Source organism: Endozoicomonas sp. ALB091, from assembly GCF_049310265.1.
GTDB lineage: Bacteria > Pseudomonadota > Gammaproteobacteria > Pseudomonadales > Endozoicomonadaceae > Endozoicomonas.
Genome location: NZ_JBLYNQ010000001.1, coordinates 265448 through 282500, shown reverse-complemented (window position 1 = coordinate 282500; position 17053 = coordinate 265448). Strand labels below are relative to the sequence as shown.

General features: G+C 49.1%; 16 protein-coding genes and 2 rRNA genes (1 of these 18 only partly in view). 9 read left to right on the top strand and 9 right to left on the bottom strand.

The genetic code is table 11. The features are described from left to right. Positions 1–1080, top strand: a 23S ribosomal RNA gene (locus ACO6UX_RS01160); it begins 2365 nt to the left of the window's first position. A 148-nt stretch (positions 1081–1228) separates the two neighbouring features. Further along, positions 1229–1344, top strand: a 5S ribosomal RNA gene (gene rrf / locus ACO6UX_RS01155). Positions 1345–1448: 104 nt separating this feature from the next. On the opposite strand, the gene ACO6UX_RS01150 is transcribed toward rrf, so the two are convergent. Then, complete coding sequence (locus tag ACO6UX_RS01150; RefSeq protein WP_422444084.1) at positions 1449–2048, bottom strand: hypothetical protein; 600 nt, start codon at positions 2046–2048, stop codon at positions 1449–1451. Positions 2049–2396: 348 nt separating this feature from the next. Here ACO6UX_RS01150 and ACO6UX_RS01145 point away from each other — a divergent pair, with 348 nt between their 5' ends. Beyond that, a complete protein-coding gene (locus tag ACO6UX_RS01145) occupies positions 2397–2936 on the top strand; it encodes a chorismate mutase (protein WP_422444082.1) in 540 nt (179 codons plus the stop codon). Here ACO6UX_RS01145 and ACO6UX_RS01140 read toward each other — a convergent pair. Both ACO6UX_RS01140 and ACO6UX_RS01135 read right to left on the bottom strand, forming a co-directional pair. Next, positions 2933–3334, bottom strand: coding sequence for a PPC domain-containing DNA-binding protein (locus tag ACO6UX_RS01140; protein WP_422444081.1), 402 nt, complete (start codon positions 3332–3334; stop codon positions 2933–2935). The genes ACO6UX_RS01145 and ACO6UX_RS01140 overlap by 4 nt on opposite strands. A 95-nt stretch (positions 3335–3429) precedes the next feature. Continuing rightward, positions 3430–4089, bottom strand: a complete 660-nt coding sequence (locus tag ACO6UX_RS01135) for a 7-cyano-7-deazaguanine/7-aminomethyl-7-deazaguanine transporter (RefSeq protein WP_422444079.1) — start codon at positions 4087–4089, stop codon at positions 3430–3432. Between the two features lie 279 nt (positions 4090–4368). Here ACO6UX_RS01135 and ACO6UX_RS01130 point away from each other — a divergent pair, with 279 nt between their 5' ends. Next, a complete protein-coding gene (locus tag ACO6UX_RS01130; RefSeq protein ID WP_422444077.1) occupies positions 4369–6756 on the top strand; it encodes a penicillin acylase family protein in 2388 nt (795 codons plus the stop codon). Between the two features lie 160 nt (positions 6757–6916). On the opposite strand, the gene ispG is transcribed toward ACO6UX_RS01130, so the two are convergent. Together ispG and ACO6UX_RS01120 are read right to left on the bottom strand one after the other, a co-directional pair. Continuing rightward, the gene (ispG, locus tag ACO6UX_RS01125; protein WP_101748237.1) at positions 6917–8152 is read right to left on the bottom strand and encodes a flavodoxin-dependent (E)-4-hydroxy-3-methylbut-2-enyl-diphosphate synthase; all 1236 of its coding nucleotides are present in this window, start codon (positions 8150–8152) and stop codon (positions 6917–6919) included. Positions 8153–8241: 89 nt separating this feature from the next. Then, complete coding sequence (locus ACO6UX_RS01120) at positions 8242–10167, bottom strand: transglycosylase SLT domain-containing protein (protein WP_422444074.1); 1926 nt, start codon at positions 10165–10167, stop codon at positions 8242–8244. 408 nt (positions 10168–10575) lie between these two features. On the opposite strand from ACO6UX_RS01120, the gene ACO6UX_RS01115 reads away from it, so the two are divergent. After that, positions 10576–10758, top strand: a complete 183-nt coding sequence (locus ACO6UX_RS01115) for a type II toxin-antitoxin system RelB/DinJ family antitoxin (RefSeq protein WP_101748239.1) — start codon at positions 10576–10578, stop codon at positions 10756–10758. Next, entirely contained in the window at positions 10758–11072 is a 315-nt protein-coding gene (locus ACO6UX_RS01110) for a Rieske (2Fe-2S) protein (RefSeq protein WP_422444072.1), read from the top strand. The genes ACO6UX_RS01115 and ACO6UX_RS01110 overlap by 1 nt, the downstream gene beginning before the upstream one ends. 128 nt (positions 11073–11200) lie before the next feature. Here the strand turns inward: ACO6UX_RS01110 and ACO6UX_RS01105 are convergent, their stop codons facing one another. After that, positions 11201–11656 (bottom strand): hypothetical protein, encoded by a 456-nt coding sequence (locus tag ACO6UX_RS01105; RefSeq protein ID WP_422444070.1) that lies wholly within the window; start codon positions 11654–11656, stop codon positions 11201–11203. A 273-nt stretch (positions 11657–11929) separates the two neighbouring features. After that, positions 11930–12403: a hypothetical protein gene (locus ACO6UX_RS01100; protein ID WP_422444068.1), complete on the bottom strand. Its 474-nt coding sequence runs from the start codon at positions 12401–12403 to the stop codon at positions 11930–11932. 72 nt (positions 12404–12475) lie between these two features. On the opposite strand from ACO6UX_RS01100, the gene ACO6UX_RS01095 reads away from it, so the two are divergent. Together ACO6UX_RS01095 and ACO6UX_RS01090 are read left to right on the top strand one after the other, a co-directional pair. Further along, positions 12476–13084 carry an SIS domain-containing protein gene (locus tag ACO6UX_RS01095; RefSeq protein ID WP_422444066.1) on the top strand — a complete coding sequence of 203 codons (609 nt, stop codon included), beginning with the start codon at positions 12476–12478 and terminating at the stop codon, positions 13082–13084. A gap of 6 nt (positions 13085–13090) precedes the next feature. Continuing rightward, positions 13091–13288: an AsnC family protein gene (locus ACO6UX_RS01090; RefSeq protein WP_422444064.1), complete on the top strand. Its 198-nt coding sequence runs from the start codon at positions 13091–13093 to the stop codon at positions 13286–13288. A 41-nt stretch (positions 13289–13329) separates the two neighbouring features. Here ACO6UX_RS01090 and ACO6UX_RS01085 read toward each other — a convergent pair whose 3' ends face one another. Together ACO6UX_RS01085 and ACO6UX_RS01080 are read right to left on the bottom strand one after the other, a co-directional pair. Beyond that, complete coding sequence (locus ACO6UX_RS01085; protein ID WP_422444062.1) at positions 13330–13722, bottom strand: hypothetical protein; 393 nt, start codon at positions 13720–13722, stop codon at positions 13330–13332. A gap of 242 nt (positions 13723–13964) precedes the next feature. Next, a complete protein-coding gene (locus ACO6UX_RS01080) occupies positions 13965–14399 on the bottom strand; it encodes a hypothetical protein (RefSeq protein ID WP_163372013.1) in 435 nt (144 codons plus the stop codon). A 257-nt stretch (positions 14400–14656) separates the two neighbouring features. Here ACO6UX_RS01080 and ACO6UX_RS01075 point away from each other — a divergent pair, with 257 nt between their 5' ends. Further along, complete coding sequence (locus ACO6UX_RS01075) at positions 14657–16843, top strand: hypothetical protein (protein ID WP_422444060.1); 2187 nt, start codon at positions 14657–14659, stop codon at positions 16841–16843. Positions 16844–17053 lie beyond the last annotated feature (210 nt).

Below are 17053 nucleotides of genomic sequence, written 5' to 3'. Positions count from 1 at the left end.
AGCGAGCGGAATCATTTAACGCAGTCAGCAAGAGCAATGTGGTGGTGAGAGAAGCTCTTGATCGAAGCCCCGGTAAACGGCGGCCGTAACTATAACGGTCCTAAGGTAGCGAAATTCCTTGTCGGGTAAGTTCCGACCTGCACGAATGGCGTAACGATGGCCACGCTGTCTCCACCCGAGACTCAGTGAAATTGAAATCGCTGTTAAGATGCAGCGTATCCGCGGCTAGACGGAAAGACCCCGTGAACCTTTACTACAGCTTCACAGTGGATCTTGATGTTGCTTGTGTAGGATAGGTGGGAGGCTTAGAAGCGGTGACGCCAGTCATCGTGGAGCCATCCTTGAAATACCACCCTGGCAATATTGAGGTTCTAACCCGGGTCCCGAAACGGGATCGGGGACATTGTGTGGTGGGTAGTTTGACTGGGGCGGTCTCCTCCCAAAGAGTAACGGAGGAGCACGAAGGTGTGCTAAGTACGGTCGGACATCGTACGGTTAGTGTAAAGGCACAAGCACGCTTGACTGCGAGAGGTACATCTCGAGCAGGTACGAAAGTAGGTCTTAGTGATCCGGTGGTTCTGAATGGAAGGGCCATCGCTCAACGGATAAAAGGTACTCCGGGGATAACAGGCTGATACCGCCCAAGAGTTCACATCGACGGCGGTGTTTGGCACCTCGATGTCGGCTCATCACATCCTGGGGCTGAAGCCGGTCCCAAGGGTATGGCTGTTCGCCATTTAAAGTGGTACGCGAGCTGGGTTTAGAACGTCGTGAGACAGTTCGGTCCCTATCTGCCGTGGACGTTGGAAGTTTGAGAAGAGCTGCTCCTAGTACGAGAGGACCGGAGTGGACGGACCACTGGTGTTCGGGTTGTGTCGCCAGACGCATTGCCCGGTAGCTATGTTCGGACGGGATAACCGCTGAAAGCATCTAAGCGGGAAGCCCCCTTCAAGATGAGACTTCCCTGACTCCTAGAGAGTCCTGAAGAGCCGTTAAAGACTATGACGTTGATAGGTTGGGTGTGTAAGTGCTGTGAGGCATTGAGCTAACCAATACTAATGACTCGTGCGGCTTGACCATATAACGCCAAAGCGATTTGCGAATCAGTTGACAGTGGTCAGTGGCCAGTTGTCAGTTGGAGCCATACGCATAGAGTGTGAAGCAAGAAAGCAGCTTAATTAAAGGATTCCATCTAGAGACTGGTTTCTAGTCTCTAGTATCTAATTAGCCTGGCGACCATAGAAGGTTAGAACCACCTGATCCCATCCCGAACTCAGCAGTGAAATGACCGATCGCCGATGGTAGTGTGGGGTCTCCCCATGTGAGAGTAGGTCATCGCCAGGCACCATTATTTACCTTGAGTAGGCTCAAGGCTGCAAACCCCGATAGAGCAATCTATCGGGGTTTTTGCTTTGTGGAGAAAGATTGTTACGGTTGGATCAACAGCTTCACGTGCCTGAACAAGGCTGCCGAAGTTGCCACCGGTATGGTTCCAGCCTGTCCAGCATTCGATCGACGGCTTCAAGTGCTCTAATAAGGCGACTGAAGTATCCACCAGTATTACCATCTGCCCAGCATTCTTTGCCCTCATCCCGGCAGGATGGAATGTAGTTCTGGCACATGGTGCTGGGCGTTGTATGAAAAGGGGTGATATCTGTATCTAAATACCCCTCGGGATGAAAAATGCGTCCTTTGTATATTCCCTTCATAGCCACAAAACCTTGGAGGTGTTTATCTCCTGTTACAAGGTCAGGTGGAATATCGTCATGTGAATAACAGGCAATAAAACCATTGACGTCATCTTCGTATACCTGGATGACTGGCATCCTGCCACTACCAATTCGTCTTGTTTTGCCCGTTTTCCATGGTTGAACCGTCTCAGCAAAGCTGAAAAAACTAATGCAGAGTAGTGTTGCAATGAATACTTGCAGGTGCGTTTTTATTGGCATGGGTGTGATCCTCAGTAGGTTCTTCAGAGAGTTTGATGCGAGGACAGTACCTTTTGTTCCCTGCAATGGTGATAACAGATCGGTCAGTGGTGCTAACATAATCATTTCGGTTTGGAGTGAATTGCATAGTTATTGAAAATACGCAGCATACACATAATTTTCTTATGGACAGGCAGCGCATTGATGATAAGAAAAGCCAAACCAGACGATTGCGCCCATATCTACAACACCTGTGTTTTGAACAGGTACGGTTACTTTTGAAGTTAATCCTGTGACTTCTGAACATCCCACACTAACAACGTTTCCAATTCATCAGGTCAGGCTTTGTCTCAAGCACTTGTGGTCCTGGCAGATATTTATAGGTATTGGGTAAAATATGAGCTGGGTGTCACTGGCTGAATCAATGGAATGAAACTGGTTCAAAGCTCTGAGGATTATTGGGGAAGTATGAAGCTTTTCGTAACCGGGTTGCTCTGTTTGACGCTCTCCACCTTGGCGGTTGCAGATACAATGTCGAATGGAATCTTTCAGTTAATCAACCAGCGGTTGAGCTATATGCAGGATGTCGCCTTATTCAAAGCCAGGAACCATCGTGTGGTCGAAGATCTGACCAGAGAACAGCAGGTGCTTGAGAAGGCATTGGTCAATGCGCAGCAGGCAGGTTTGCAACCGGACTCTATTGCTGATTTCTTCCAGGCACAGATGGATGCTGCCAAGGCGATTCAATATCGCTATATGGCTGACTGGTTATCTACACATCCTGAACGTAGTGAATATCGGGATTTAGCTTCTGAGGTCAGGCCAAAGATTTTGGCGCTTGGTGATGAAATTGTGGTGAGAATCAGCGAATACCTGAAAGATGGAGGGGCTTTTGACAATAAAGAGCAGAAAGACTTTGTCAGAACAGTGAATACCAGGCATCTATCGGAAAACGATAAAAAGAAAATGTTTGACAGCCTTCAGATGATACGTCTAATTAAAAACTAGTGCTTATCAATAACAAGTTCCGTGTAGCCTGTGGATGGATCAAAAGCTCTTGAGAAGCTCAGCTGTGTATAACTGTGAATAATCACCTCAGCAGTACTATCAACGATATTTCCTTCTAGCAGGTGCCCTCCAAAAACATGCCCTTTGGCATCAGCCACAGCCATGTGGATATGCTGATGGTCCGGTGTCAACGTTCCCATGACAGAGACGATTTCAAAAGGGCCCTCAGTAACTAACGTCGTTTCTGCGCCAGCAAGACGAAGGTTTATTCTGGACAGACTGCCAACACAGGATACCAGTGAACCTGCAGAAATCCGGTGCTTGTTAACCAGTTCCTGCACGGCTATTTTCAGGTCAGCGCCTTGGGTAAGGCGATTGGCTATTACGGAAATACTCATTGCTTTATTATATCCCCCGATCTCCCAATCAGCTTATCTTTCTCAGGATTTATGTAAAGCCCCGTTAAACGGGGCTTTGCTTTATACGCAGGCTTTTATGCAGCCTGTTGAGAGTTCACTTGCATGGGTACATTCAACCTGTTCACCAGGAAGTTCAGCAACACGCCATACATAGGCAGGAAGAACAGCATGCTGATGGCCAGCTTGTAGCCGTAGTCCACCAGGGCAATTTCCATCCAGTGTGCCGCCATGAAAGGGTCTGATGAACCGGCAAAGGCCAGACTGAAGAAGCTGAGGGTATCAATCAGGTTGCCAGCAATGGTTGAACAGGCCGGAGCTACCCACCACATGGCATTTTGGCGCAAACGGTTGAAAACGGTGATATCCAGAATCTGGCCAATCAGGTATGCCGCAAAGCTGGCAACGGCAATTCTGGCGACAAAGGCATTAAAGCTGGCCAGGCTTGCCAATCCCTGAAAGGTTCCATCCACGAACATGACTGACACCAGGTAGGAGATCAGCAGGGCCGGGAACATGGCGGTAAATATGATCTTCCGGGCCTGCTCAGACCCGTAGATTCTTACGGTCAGGTCTGTGGCCAGGAAAATAAACGGAAAGGTGAATGCTCCCCAGGTGGTGTGCATACCAAAGAATTGAAACGGTATTTGTACCAGATAGTTACTGGCAGTGATGGTCACGATATGAAATATCGATAATAAAAGCAGAATGTTCAGGCCGCGATTGCTGGTTTGCATAGCAAGTCCTTTTTAGTTGAGGTGAGGGAACTCAGGCGCAGTACCAATTTAGTACGTTAGCACCATTAAAAATGAGCGGTATTCTATCGGGATTTACAACGTTGGACCAAGTGATAATTTTTGCAAGCGTATGATGCTGTTTTGATCAGGGCTGACGATGTATCTGGAGCATTTGTATGCGACCAGTCTCTTTGGTATGGGTTTTATGAATCCATGGGCAGCCTGATAAAACTGTGCTATTTTTTCCAACCACATAATAACAACAATGGAGTAGTATCAATGCTGATCTGGTTAAGGAGAGGCTTTTTTCTCCTTGTATCAATATCCCTGCTGATCATTCTTACGGCGTTTGTTCTTCTTCGCCAAAGTCTCCCCATGCTTGAGGGTGAAGTGGAGGCTCCCTTCCTGAATGCTGCGGTTACGATTGAGCGGGATGCCCAGGGTGTTCCCCTGATATCCGGCAGTGATCGTATGGATGTTGCCTTTGCTACCGGTTATCTCCATGCCCAGGAACGATTTTTTCAGATGGATTTGAACCGGCGTAACTCTGCGGGTGAACTGTCTGAACTGGTGGGTGAGCTGGCGCTGGATCACGATAAACGTCAGAGAAAACATCGTTTCCGCAAGGTTGCTCAGCAGGCGGTTGAGATTATGAGCGCTGAGCATCAGGCTCTTTTGAATGCCTATACCGATGGTGTCAATCATGGCCTGAAAGATCTTGGACAGAAGCCTTTTGAGTATCTGTTGCTGGGTGTGGAGCCTGAGCTCTGGCAAAACGAAGACTCTTTTCTGTCGATCTTCAGCATGTATATGGATCTCAATGATGATGAAGTAAAACTGGATAACCTGAAAGGCTTCCTCAGTCGTGTAACCGTACCTGCTGTTATCGATTTTCTTTCGCCACTGAAAACCCGCTGGGATTCACCAATGCAGCCCGGTGAGTTGCCGGATGTGCTAACCCCGGGGGCAGAGCTGGTTGACCTGCGCAGCAAAGAGGCAGAGCTGTATGCCAATCTGGGTGGAACGACGCTGGAAGACAGTCTTATTGGCAGTAACAACTGGGCGGTATCCGGAGAGTTAACGGACCATGGTGGAGCCATCATTCAGGATGATATGCACTTGAGCCATCGGGTACCCACCATCTGGTATCGGGCTTCCTTGAGTTATCCACACCCGGACCAGCCAGAGGACAGGGTCAGTATTACCGGAGTCACATTACCGGGCACACCGTTTATTGTGGTTGGCAGCAATACCCATATCGCCTGGGGCTTTACCAATACCGCTGGTGACTGGGTCGATCTGGTGGAGCTGGCTATTGATGATGGCCAGTACATGACCAATGATGGCCCGAAACCCCTTGAACGCTGGACTGAAACCATCCATATCAAAGACCAGGAGCCGGTTGTCGTTGACTATTCAGGCACCCACTGGGGGCCGGTGGTTGATTCGGCCTACGACGATACGCAATATGCCCTGCGCTGGACTGCCCACCGTCCGCAGGCGACCAATGTTAACCTGGTAAGCCTGGAAGTTGCCCGCAATGCAGAACAGGGAATGGCCATTGCCAACCGCAGCGGAATTCCACCCCAGAACTTTACGGTGGGTGACCGTGAAGGCAATATTGGCTGGACCGTTGCCGGACAGATTCCAAACCGTTCAGGTGTCGATTCCACTTACCCACTGCCCTGGCAGCAGGCTGATGATGACTGGGATAGCTGGCTTCCGGATGTGCATTATCCCCGCGTATATAACCCTGCGGATCAACGAGTCTGGACTGCCAATGCCCGTATCGTAAGCGGAGCAGACTACGACAAGATGGGCAACGGGGGTTATGCCCTCGGACCCCGGCAGATACAGATTCGTGATGCGCTGATGGCACTTGAGCGTGCTGATGAACAGGCGTTGCTGGAGATTGCCCTGGATCATCGTGCTCTCTATATGGATAACTGGCGGCGGCTGGTGCTGGATACACTCACGGATGACGTGATGGCAGGGAACCTTTCCCGGCAGACGTTTTATCGTTATGTGAACAACTGGTCTGGCAAGGCTGCCACTGACGATGTTGGTTACCGTTTAGTCCGTGAGTATAAAGATGCGCTTAAACTGAAGATCATGTCATCACTGGGGCGCTACTTTCTGTCCCTCTATCCAGAAGCCAAAGAGGATGTAGAAGATGGCTTTATGCAGAAGTTAAATCATGAAAGCGAGATGATATGGCGTCTTCTGGAAGAGCGTCCGCTGCATTGGCTGAGTCCTCAGTACGAAAATTGGGATGAGTTGCTGATCGAAACCGTGGATCAGGTGGTGAGTGATCTGGGAGGCGTAGATCAGCTGGGCAATGCCACCTGGGGACAGAGAAATACCGCTGATATCCGCCACCCTTTGAGTGGTGCCATTCCTGTCTTTGGCAGACTGCTGGAGATGCCCGCCGTACCTCTCTCTGGCGATGTCTGGATGCCCAGGGCCCAGCGTGCCGATCAAGGGGTATCTGAGCGGCTGGTGGTGTCTCCCGGGCGTGAAGATGAAGCAATATTTCACATGCCGGGTGGTCAGAGTGGTCACCCGCTCTCTCCTTTCTTTAGCGCAGGTTATATGGACTGGGTGGAAGGGAAGGCCAGTCCGTTCTTACCGGGTGATGCAAAATATACCCTGACCCTGACGCCTTAAATAACCTTAAGTTTGTCCTGATAACGGTCTTCCCTATGAAGTGAAAGACCCATCAGGGCAAAGCTGGCAAATTAGATGGATGTCAATTTTGCTGAGGGAAAAATGAAGAGAGGGTAGCACCGCCACAGTGTGGCGGTGCTGATGTATCAGTCTTTTATCATCAGTTGCTGGCGATCACCTGCTCCCGGGGAGCATAGGTTTTCTGAACATACTCTTCGATCAGTTTCTTATAGTCTTCAGCGATGTTCTCACCTTTCAATGTGGTGAATTTCTCGCCATCAACAAATACCGGGGCTGAAGGTGCCTCACCGGTACCGGGCAGACTGATACCAATGTTGGCATGCTTGCTTTCCCCCGGACCATTAACCACACAGCCCATCACGGCAACTTTCATATTCTCCACACCGACATACTGGTGGCGCCAGTTCACCATTTTACTGCGCAGGAAACCGTCCACTTCATCGGTCAGAACCCGGAAGAACGTACTGGTGGTACGACCACAGCCAGGACAGGCAGTCACTTCCGGAGCAAAACTGCGAACGTCCAGGGCCTGAAGGATCTGCTGGGAGACAATGACTTCTTTATCGCGGGAGGCTCCGGGCTCTGGCGTCAGGGAAGTGCGGATAGTGTTGCCAATACCATGCTGCAGAAGAATGCCCATGGCGACACTGGATGCCACAATGCCCTTGCTGCCCATCCCGGCTTCGGTCAACCCAAGGTGCAGGGCGTACTCACAGCGATCAGCCAGCATCTGGTAGACGCTGATCAGATCCTGTACCCGGGAGACTTTACAGGAGATAACGATTTTGTTGGCACCGAGACCACGCTTAACCGCAGCATCGGCACTGGTCAGGGAAGACAGGACCAATGCTTCATGGAGGATTTCCTGGGAAGACTTCGGGTTGGCGGATCGGGCATTTTCATCCATCAGCTGGGTAGAAAGCTCTTTGTCGAGGCTGCCCCAGTTAACGCCGATGCGTACTGGTTTATCGTATTTGATGGCAACATCAATCATGGCATTAAAGCGGTCATCCTTCTTATCGCCAAAGCCGACATTACCGGGGTTAATTCTGTACTTGTGCAGCAGCCTGGCGGTTTCATCGTACTTGGTCAGCAGGAGGTGACCGTTGTAATGGAAGTCCCCGACAATGGGTACATTGCAGTTGTGTTTGGCCAGCCCTTCGTAGATTGCCGGAATAGCGGCCGCTGCTTCCTCTGAATTCACCGTTACGCGAACAATTTCAGAGCCTGCATCCGCCAGCAGGCGAATCTGGTCAATGGTTTTCTGGACATCCGCAGTATCGGTGTCCGTCATTGACTGAACCACAATGGGAGCATCACCGCCAATGGTGACGTGTCCAACCTGAACAGCATGGGTTTTATGACGCCTGTCCATAAACGTTGTTCTCCAAATAATAAAAATTAGAACTAATCAGTGTATCAGAACCTGAAGACTTTTCCTGAGAGGAAAACCGAAGCACCCTGTCATGGTTGCCCTTGCTCTCTCTGGGCAATAATCCTGGACTCCTGCAGGTTAAGACTGAGGGAGGCCATCTCCTGAGATGAGAGCATACGTGCAGGCTGGTCTTCCAGCAGACTGTAAATCACGCGATAAGCCATAACATTCTGGACGTACTTACGAGTTTCATCGTAGGGAATGGTCTCAATCCAGATGTCCAGTGGCAGATGCCCTCTCTGCTTCAGCCAGCGTTTCACCGGAGTACTCCCGGCATTGTAAGCCGCTGTTGCCAGAATTCGGCTGTCTTCAAACCGTTTGGACAACCAGGCAAGGTGAGTAGTTCCAAGGGCGATGTTAATTTCTGGTTTAAACAGTTCTGACTTCTTTCTATAGGGTATTCCGGCCTGTTTAGCCGCCTGTTTCGCGGTTGTCGGCATCAACTGCATTAACCCCATGGCACCAGCGCTGGAGCGCGCCATGGGATGGAACGCACTTTCCTGGCGGGCAATGGCCAGAACCCACGGATAATCCAGTTTACGTTTTTCTGCCTGCGCACTGAAAATATCAGCGTCCGGTGTCGGAAAGCGGAGGCTAAGGTCGTCCCAGAGCGTTGCCCGGGCAGCCGCCATAATCGCCTGATGGTGCCATTCCCATTGATGGGCGAGATAGGGAATTAACTGTTGCTGGGTTTTATCCAGACTCGGGGTTATCCGGTTCAGCTCCATCTGGGCGTTATAAAAGCGCTTATGGTGCAGCCACTCACGAATACGTTTAAAGCCCGGGTAATATTGCTTGAGTCTGTGCAGATCCTGCTGGTGAATGGCTTTTTGCTGGTGGTTCAGTTGAAAGGGTTGTCCTTTAAGATCTGCCACCAGAAAAGCGTAAAAGTTCCGTTCCTGGCCCAGTGCGCTCAGTGTCGGTGTTTGCAACAGCGTGGGTTTGCTCGGCAGAGGCATCCCGACCAGCTGATAGCTTGCCTCCTGAAACTTGAGCAGGGCGACTTCGTTCCAATAGCGCCAGCGGCTGCTGTTTCTGATAGCCGCTGGCAGATGCTCTAACAGTATCAGGACTCTTTCCCAGTCCTGGTCAGCCAGCGCCAGTCTGATTCGCCACTCGGTGACCTTTTGATAATGAAAATCGGGATCAATGCTGGCAATAATTTCTTCGGCGTTGTCCACAAAGTTCTTGGCCGCTTTCATGGCGATCCGCTGGTCGACAGCGGATCGCTGCTTCGGGGAAAAAGGATAGCGGTTGCGCATTGTCAGCCAGGTGCTGACGGCAAGGTCCAGATCTTTGGTAATCAGTTTTTTGATGCCATGAAGCATAATGATCCGCTGATGTTCCAGGTCACCATTAAAGCGGGCGGTATGAAGCAGTTCAGGATGTTTGTTGACTTCCCAGAACAGCTCTGTCGATACCTTGAAAGACGTATCTTTAATGGACTTATTCAGGTAGCGGGCAAGGGACAGGTTGTTTTGCTCGGCAGCCATCCAAAAGCGGGCAATAATCAGGCTTTGAGTGAGTTCGCCAGAGGCTTTCCAGCTGTCGAATAACGGATCGCAGGCCTTGTGTTGTGACTGGCCTTTCAGCCAGAGACTTTTTGCCTCCAGCCAGGCCTGTTCGGTCTGCCCCAGTGCGTGCAGGGCTACGCCTTTCAGGCACTGATAGCGGCCGCCATCATCCTGCTGATAGGCAGCAAGATAGGATTGCCAGCGCTGGTTACTGGCCAGATGCCTCAGCCATTTGTACTGGAGCTGGCTGGTTTGCGGTAAATCGGGGTATTGGCTGGCAAACTGGTCAATATCGCTCTGGTTGATGCGATCAAGATCGTTGGTGAGGCTGAGGTACTCAAGGTAGGGAGCCAGAGGGTAATCACTGAGTTCTGATCGATAACTCTCGTAAAGTTTATGGTCCCCTGTCTTCAGTGCTTTTTCAACGCGCGTGAACAGCATCTGCTGCCGTTCTGACTCGTTAGCCAGGCTGTATGTGGGGAGCAGAAGTGATGTGGCCAATGAAAAAAAGAGTAAGCAATGAGATAACTTGTTCAACATAACAAAAGCTTCAATCTCTATGATCCCTGTTAGTGACTGCGTAAAACGTCCTGTTTTACTGTTGGTGTGATAAAAGCGCTGGCCGTGAGTCGCTCACCCTGCGAAAGCATTGACGAAAGTTTGGTGAAGCTCTCATGGCAACTCATCATACATTGTTATATTTTGTCAGCCTGTAACAGTCAATCGGCAGATTGATAACAGGGTGTAGCGCTTGCGCGTAAAGTAGAGCTTTCCCGCCGCATGGGATGTTTTTTATCATCTTTACTATTGACAGAAATATTCTAAAAAGATGCATGAGGTGCAGTGATTATGGCAAAAGAGACGACTGTACGGGCACGAATTGATGAGTCATTAAAGCAGGAGGCCGAAGACATTCTGCGCCAACTCGGGCTGACCACTTCCCAGGCCATTAATCTCTATTTCAGTCAGATTGTGTTGCAGCGAGGTATGCCTTTTGACGTTCGTCTGCCAGAAGAGGCCGAAAGCAAATAATGATTCGTTTGTGTTCTATCGATGAGCTTCAGGATCCTGGTAGCAAAGGCTTCCGTAATGAGCGTGGCCATATCTTTGCCGTACGCAAAGGTGATCAGGTATACGTCTACGAAAACAGTTGCCCGCATTTTGGGATTAATCTTGAATGGCAGCCGGACCAGTTTCTGGATTCAGAGAAACGGCTGATTCAGTGCGCTACCCACGGTGCCCAGTTTCTGATTGAAACGGGGGAGTGTATTGCCGGGCCTTGTCCGGGGGATATGCTGACTGTCCTGGAGTGTGAGGTTATTGAGGGTGTTGTCTACCTGAAATAATACCTGTATTTCTACAGTTTCTTCCCGCCTCCCACTACCCGTCAAGCAGGAACTGCTTATCCTTTTGTGGGCAGCAGGCGGTACAAACTGCTGGATAATCCCACGCCACCTGAGTTGAAGATCGGCAGCTACTCTTTCCAATTGTATTTGGTTATCCGCGACATCTTATACCTACGGGGACCCACTTGCTCTACCATCTTTTCAATAACTTCAGCCTTATGAAGATAGGGTTTACACTGCGGCATGCTCATTGCACCCTGATTCTTCAAGAATTCCGCATGACATTCTGCTTCGGACTTATAAATCATTAACTCTTTTGGAAAATCAGCCCAGGGTTGTAAATAACTGTATGCAAGAACGCCAGCGTTCGTTGCCAGTGTCGCCAGTGTTCTGGTCGATATGTTTCTGCCTTCCCGGATGCATTGCAACAGACTTAAGCCGGTACCCACGGTACCAGAAAGAGCCATAACAGCCCGGGTTCGCCACTTGGTCAGATTGGAGGAGTCAGCTACACCAGTATTGAGACTGACGGCAGCTGTCAGACCAATCCCAGCCAAACCAGTTGCCATATTACCAATATTCATGATTTCTCCAATTTTGGTTAATAATGCCTGGTCGAACATTCAAACATAGTAAAAAGTTCCCTGACCCAAATGTTTCATGCATCAATCCTGTTGGCGATGGGCGAACTGCTGGCTGAAGCCCTGATTCGCTGATGCTGGTGATATGGAACTGTCCTGAAATAACTTACACATCCAGTGCAGAAAAGTACGAATACCCATAAAACCACACCCTTGGTTTCCATGATGGACCGTGGGAACCAAGGGGCTGTGTATGTATAACAGAGGCAGGTTGCACTAATTCCGCCAAAAACGAAACATGTCACCCATCTCTGTCGGTTTAGTACTATGGTGAATGCGTCGGCATTTTGGCATGCTCATTGTGCCATCAGCAAAGAATTCACGAACGCACTCTGTTTCGGACGATACTTCATAGGAGCCAGCACAAGGTTGCAGGCAACTGTAAGCAAGAACGCCAGCGTTTGTTGCCAGTGTTGCCACTGTTCTGGGGGATATGTTTCTACCTTCCTGGCAGCATTTCACCAGACTTAAGGTGGTTCCTACGGTACTGGCTAAAGTCATGATGGCCCGGGCTTGCCATCTGGCCAGATACCCTGTATCAGTATTCAGGCTGGCGGCAGCCGTCAGACCAACCCCTGCCAAACCTGTTGCCATATTGCCAATATTCATGATCTCTCCAATTTCGGTTAACGACATCTGATCGGACACACAAACATATTGAAAGTTCCTTAGCCCAAATGTTTTATGCATCAATGCTCCTGATCAATTATCTATCACCCTCTCTGTGTCACACTGATGGAAAATGATTAGAAGAGATGGACCATGAATTTAGACCATAACCTGCTGGTTTCTGATGTCATGCGCAACAGTGTTGCCGGACAGATCGAAGCGCTCAAATCACTGGAAGACAGAATCAATGGTAGCTTTACAGCTGCCCTGGAGCTGTTGGCCGAGTGTCGTGGACGCGCCATCCTGTTTGGTATGAAGCAGTCTGGCCTGGTGGGGCAGAAAATCGCTGCAACACTTGATGCCACAGGCTTGTCTACGCACATACTAAATGCCGCTGAAACCTGGGAAGACAATCTGAGTATGATTGGCCCCGGTGATGTTATTATCATGTTGTCGTACAGTGGCAGGACTGGGGAGCTGCTACGGCTTTATCCGGCAATCCGGCAAATGGGTAACAAAGTGATTGCCATTACCGGTGATCCGGCGGGGCCGGTTGCGGAGCAGGCGGATATCGTGCTGGATGCCAGTGTGGTTGAGAGTCGTGAAGACCGGGAGCCAGCCCCCACGACCTATACTACGGTTCTGCTGGCTATTGGTGACCTGTTGGCTGAAACCCTGATTCGTCGACGTCTGTTCAGTTCCCCCGAAGCGCAGCAAAGTGACCAGAATGTGGTGGGCCTGCTAACCAGTGACAGCATTTAAAACATTATGGATAAAATTGACCGCAACATATTACGGGAGTTGCAGGAGGATACGACTCCCTCGTTGGCTGAGCTGGCTGAAAAAGATATTCAGTCATTTGATTGCTTCTATAAGGCGCTGGTCAACACCGTGGAGGGATTGACCGATGTAACCTCCAGTTTTGCCATGGAACAGATGAAGTTCACCACTGCGCTTCCTCTGTGAAGGGAGCAGTAAGGCCCCCACCATTACAATCTTCGCAGAGATCAGAACCGGCAGGCGTTCACAGAGACGAGTTTACCAATCTCTAATACAGCATCGTCATAATGCAGGTTTGAATCATAAATCATGTTATCCAGTTGTACACGGTAATAGCCGTTGCTCTGCTTAAAGAGACGGCAATGTGGCTGTTTCAAATCACTGGCTACATTGACCCTCAGGTTGTAATAGCCCCGACCAAAAAGTTCAACGAAGCTAATGAATCTGTTGTCCCCGGGCTTGAGCTGGATGGTATAGGTGGAATGGGCCACGGAATCTTCATAGCTGGGCGGTAAATCATTATGGTAAGCAGGTGCAGCAAGTTCAAAAGCCCCGGCTGACAGTACAGTAGTACAAAGTATCAGGGAAGATAGCCTGAACAGTAAGTGGATGAGTTTCATGGAATCAGTCCTTGTAAATTATTCAAATAGTAAGAATTAAAGGGTTTTCTCTAACTTCAGACTGATAAATTGGAAAATAGTTCCTCATTGAGACATAAAGAGAATGTATGCAAAACCGAAATAGTTTTCCGAGCCATTCAGGTTCTTAATATCAGTAATTTAATCAATAGGTTATAGCATCCTACACCCTGGCCCTGTGATGAAGGGCCGGGTCAGGACTTTTTAAGCTGTGCCCATGGACATCAAAATGTACAGGAGTTCACCGATACGAGTTTGCCAATCAGTAAAATGGCATCATCGTAACTGAGATTGGACTGATAAATGGTGTTGTCCAGTAATACCCGATAATTATCATCGTAGTCATGCTGCCTTAACAGGCGGCAATGAGGGATTCGTTCAGCTATGTCGTTATGGTAAAACGGATACCGCCTGGTTGGCTTGGTTCTATTAACCCTGTTAGTAGTAGCCACTTTGATTCTTATCGACGTATAGCCCTCACTGGAAAGACGAAAGATTTCACTCATATTGATTTCCCGGTCATCACCCGGTTTCAGGTGAATCGTATAGGTAGTGGCATCTTCATAGCTTGGCGGCATATCCAGATACTGGGCGGCGATTGAGAGCTGTGCAATTGAACACAGTGATAGCGTCACTATAAATGTCAGTAAACGTTTCATGGGTAGCAGACCATTTATTAAATGAGATTGAATCAGCGGCCACCACAGCCGGGAATAGAATCCCGTATCACAGTTCAATTGACTTTTTATGCTGCAGCAGGAACGCCGTTAGAAAAGTAGACCATATGGGGAGGATTTGTTTATTTGTTTCGGTTGATAGGTTTCCCAGGTTGATTGTCAGTATAACTTGCTGCCTTGTAAGGGCAGCGGGACGAGGGACGAGCTATATTAAGGAATTTTGTTAATCGGATATAGCCGTGAATTCGTCACTGTCTGTAAATGCCCTGACCAGGCGATCGATGAATGGAGGTGGCAAGCGATCTCCTGATTCTCCAGTTTATTCATCCATTCGAGCTGTCGCAGTTCGCAAGCATTTCTCCGGTTGTGCTAATGAGTCGCCCAAAAAAGACATTGATCTACCCCTGTTGGGCAAGAGGAAGGTTGATACTGCAGAGAGTAGCCTGTCTGAGAAGCTGGGTGCCATTCCTGTTATCCGGGTGGGGCTTGCGGAGAGTCCCGGCCAGGGAGACCATACGGCTGCCTTCAGTATCATCGAAGGGCTGGCTCACCTTGGTTTCAAAGGCAGGGTTGAGCTGGTTCTGAAATTTAATGGGGAGGATGATTGGCAGCGGATGAAGGATAAGCTCCGGTTATTCATGCCAGAATTTAACCCCGGGAATGATGGCGTACAGACTTTGCATTATTCTGGCCTGGTGTGTGAGTGTATTCCTTTTAAACAGTTGGCGGATCATTGCACTATTAACCAAAGACCTTTGGAGCAACCCCTTGGTTTCTGGGCCATGAACGGTAACCGCTCATGGTTGGTGTCAAAAGTGGCGATTGTTATCCCGCCCTTCAAATGGAGCAACACGACGCCCAGAATCGAGCGGTGCAATGGCATGCATCAGAACCTGGACCTTCCGGCGCTGGCAAACTATCAGACCGCTTATTTACTGCAAAAACCTGATATCCCGGCGCTAATGAAGGGCGACTCAAGAGCCGTCAGCCTGATAAAAATCCTGAGAGAGACGGAAGCCGGTAGAATTCATTTGCTGCCCCTTTATGGTATTCACCATCATGCCCTGGAGCCTGCCCATGACGTGATTATCAGAAGATTGCTGTCAGGGGTCGTGAAAAGTCATACATCAGAGTTGGAGAAAACGGTGGTTTTGGTATTGAGTCCACTGGCAAGCCTTGAACGGCTCCGGGTACTACAAAAATCGTTGCAGGTGCCATTTTATGATTTGCAGAACAGGGAATGGGAGAACTCGGTTCATGAACCTGTCGAGCTTCTGTATTGTGGCCCGGTACCCAAACCATTATTTGAATGGATCAGCTGTGTTGATCGCCCCCTGATTCAGGAAGGGGCTAACAGCGCTACGTTTATGAATCTGCTGGGCAAGGCTTATCTGCCTTTGCGGCCAGATGGCGATACCCCGCTGCCCGAGCTGCCTGGCTCACCTCCAGCCAAACAGCAGTACACCCCTGCCATGCATACCCCTGTTGCCAGTGTTGAGCGAGCAAGAATTGAGCAGCTTGGCAGAGGCCTCACCCATGATTTGCAGGCATACAACTACTATTCTGTGGCGCTGGACCTGTGTAAAAAGCTAAGGCCATTGTTATCCCCGATAGCAACTCAGGATTTGGTGTCCGGGTTTGCAGGCATGGTTGGTGCCAATCACTTTGCTGAATCACACTTTCGTCCATCTCTCCTGGAAGCGATCACCTATAGCAGTGGGTTATTGAGCGAAGACCAGCAGGAATGGCTGTCACGCCTCTCTCTGGCCAATAGCCTGTTACCCGGGACGATTCCTGAAGCCCTTAAGGTAAAACTCATAGGGTGTGGCAAAGCGTTACGAAGAAACCATGTGAATTTAGAAAAGCTGATTGCTTATCGTACTTCAGGTTTAAATATGCCCAACCTCAGATCACAGCTTGCCCCCCTGTCTTTCAGACGTTTTGACGTTTTCAGGGCAACGACTGTGGAGTGTCCTGTGAGTACGGAAGATGCTGGACGCGATGTAGACGTGAATGAATTGGTTGGTGATATTTGTGATAATTTTTCACTCTTGATTCCCACTTTATTTCATATCCTCAGGGCGGATTTTTCCGATGATGCCCTACTGGCGTCATTGTTCAGGGATGGGGACGGTCAGCAAAGTCTGCTGGATAAAATTATTGGGCAATTGTTTTATGGGAACATGACTTATGATGCAGAGATAAGATCGCTTCTTGAGCCAAAGGCAGGCAGTCCTGATGATGACCTGGCGTTGTTTTTGCGCGGTGAGTTTGGAGGGACTTTCTTCCAACAGGTGCGTGAGCTGATGATGGAATCCAAAAATAATGCAATTTATTGCGGCCTGGCCAAGTTGACCGGAAAAGACTGGAATCTGATATTATCCGAAGGTATTTCTACAAATTCAGTCAGTTCTGATCAACTTTAGATGTTGATTTAATAAAGAACCACTGATTGCTTTTCGTAATTTTTTTATGTTCTCTTTTAACTGCTTATGCATCAGCGGATACTTCCTCATCGGGCTCCTGAACTTTAACCGCAGCGGGAAGTTCCAGAAACAAATTTTTGTATTCCTTATGATTTTTAATCTGATTTAATAATTATCCAGAGAATTAGACTCTTAAAATCGAGAATGGTT

Coding starts and splice junctions, on each gene's coding strand:
- ACO6UX_RS01080 (WP_163372013.1), bottom strand. CDS start 14,399: ATGAAACGTTTACTGACATTTATAGTGACGCTATCACTGTGTTCAATT.
- ACO6UX_RS01105 (WP_422444070.1), bottom strand. CDS start 11,656: ATGAATATTGGTAATATGGCAACTGGTTTGGCTGGGATTGGTCTGACA.
- ACO6UX_RS01150 (WP_422444084.1), bottom strand. CDS start 2,048: ATGTTAGCACCACTGACCGATCTGTTATCACCATTGCAGGGAACAAAA.
- ACO6UX_RS01100 (WP_422444068.1), bottom strand. CDS start 12,403: ATGCATAAAACATTTGGGCTAAGGAACTTTCAATATGTTTGTGTGTCC.
- ACO6UX_RS01120 (WP_422444074.1), bottom strand. CDS start 10,167: ATGCTGTTCACGCGCGTTGAAAAAGCACTGAAGACAGGGGACCATAAA.
- ACO6UX_RS01135 (WP_422444079.1), bottom strand. CDS start 4,089: ATGCAAACCAGCAATCGCGGCCTGAACATTCTGCTTTTATTATCGATA.
- ACO6UX_RS01085 (WP_422444062.1), bottom strand. CDS start 13,722: ATGAAACTCATCCACTTACTGTTCAGGCTATCTTCCCTGATACTTTGT.
- ispG (WP_101748237.1), bottom strand. CDS start 8,152: ATGGACAGGCGTCATAAAACCCATGCTGTTCAGGTTGGACACGTCACC.
- ACO6UX_RS01130 (WP_422444077.1), top strand. CDS start 4,369: ATGCTGATCTGGTTAAGGAGAGGCTTTTTTCTCCTTGTATCAATATCC.
- ACO6UX_RS01095 (WP_422444066.1), top strand. CDS start 12,476: ATGAATTTAGACCATAACCTGCTGGTTTCTGATGTCATGCGCAACAGT.
- ACO6UX_RS01090 (WP_422444064.1), top strand. CDS start 13,091: ATGGATAAAATTGACCGCAACATATTACGGGAGTTGCAGGAGGATACG.
- ACO6UX_RS01145 (WP_422444082.1), top strand. CDS start 2,397: ATGAAGCTTTTCGTAACCGGGTTGCTCTGTTTGACGCTCTCCACCTTG.
- ACO6UX_RS01140 (WP_422444081.1), bottom strand. CDS start 3,334: ATGAGTATTTCCGTAATAGCCAATCGCCTTACCCAAGGCGCTGACCTG.
- ACO6UX_RS01110 (WP_422444072.1), top strand. CDS start 10,758: ATGATTCGTTTGTGTTCTATCGATGAGCTTCAGGATCCTGGTAGCAAA.
- ACO6UX_RS01115 (WP_101748239.1), top strand. CDS start 10,576: ATGGCAAAAGAGACGACTGTACGGGCACGAATTGATGAGTCATTAAAG.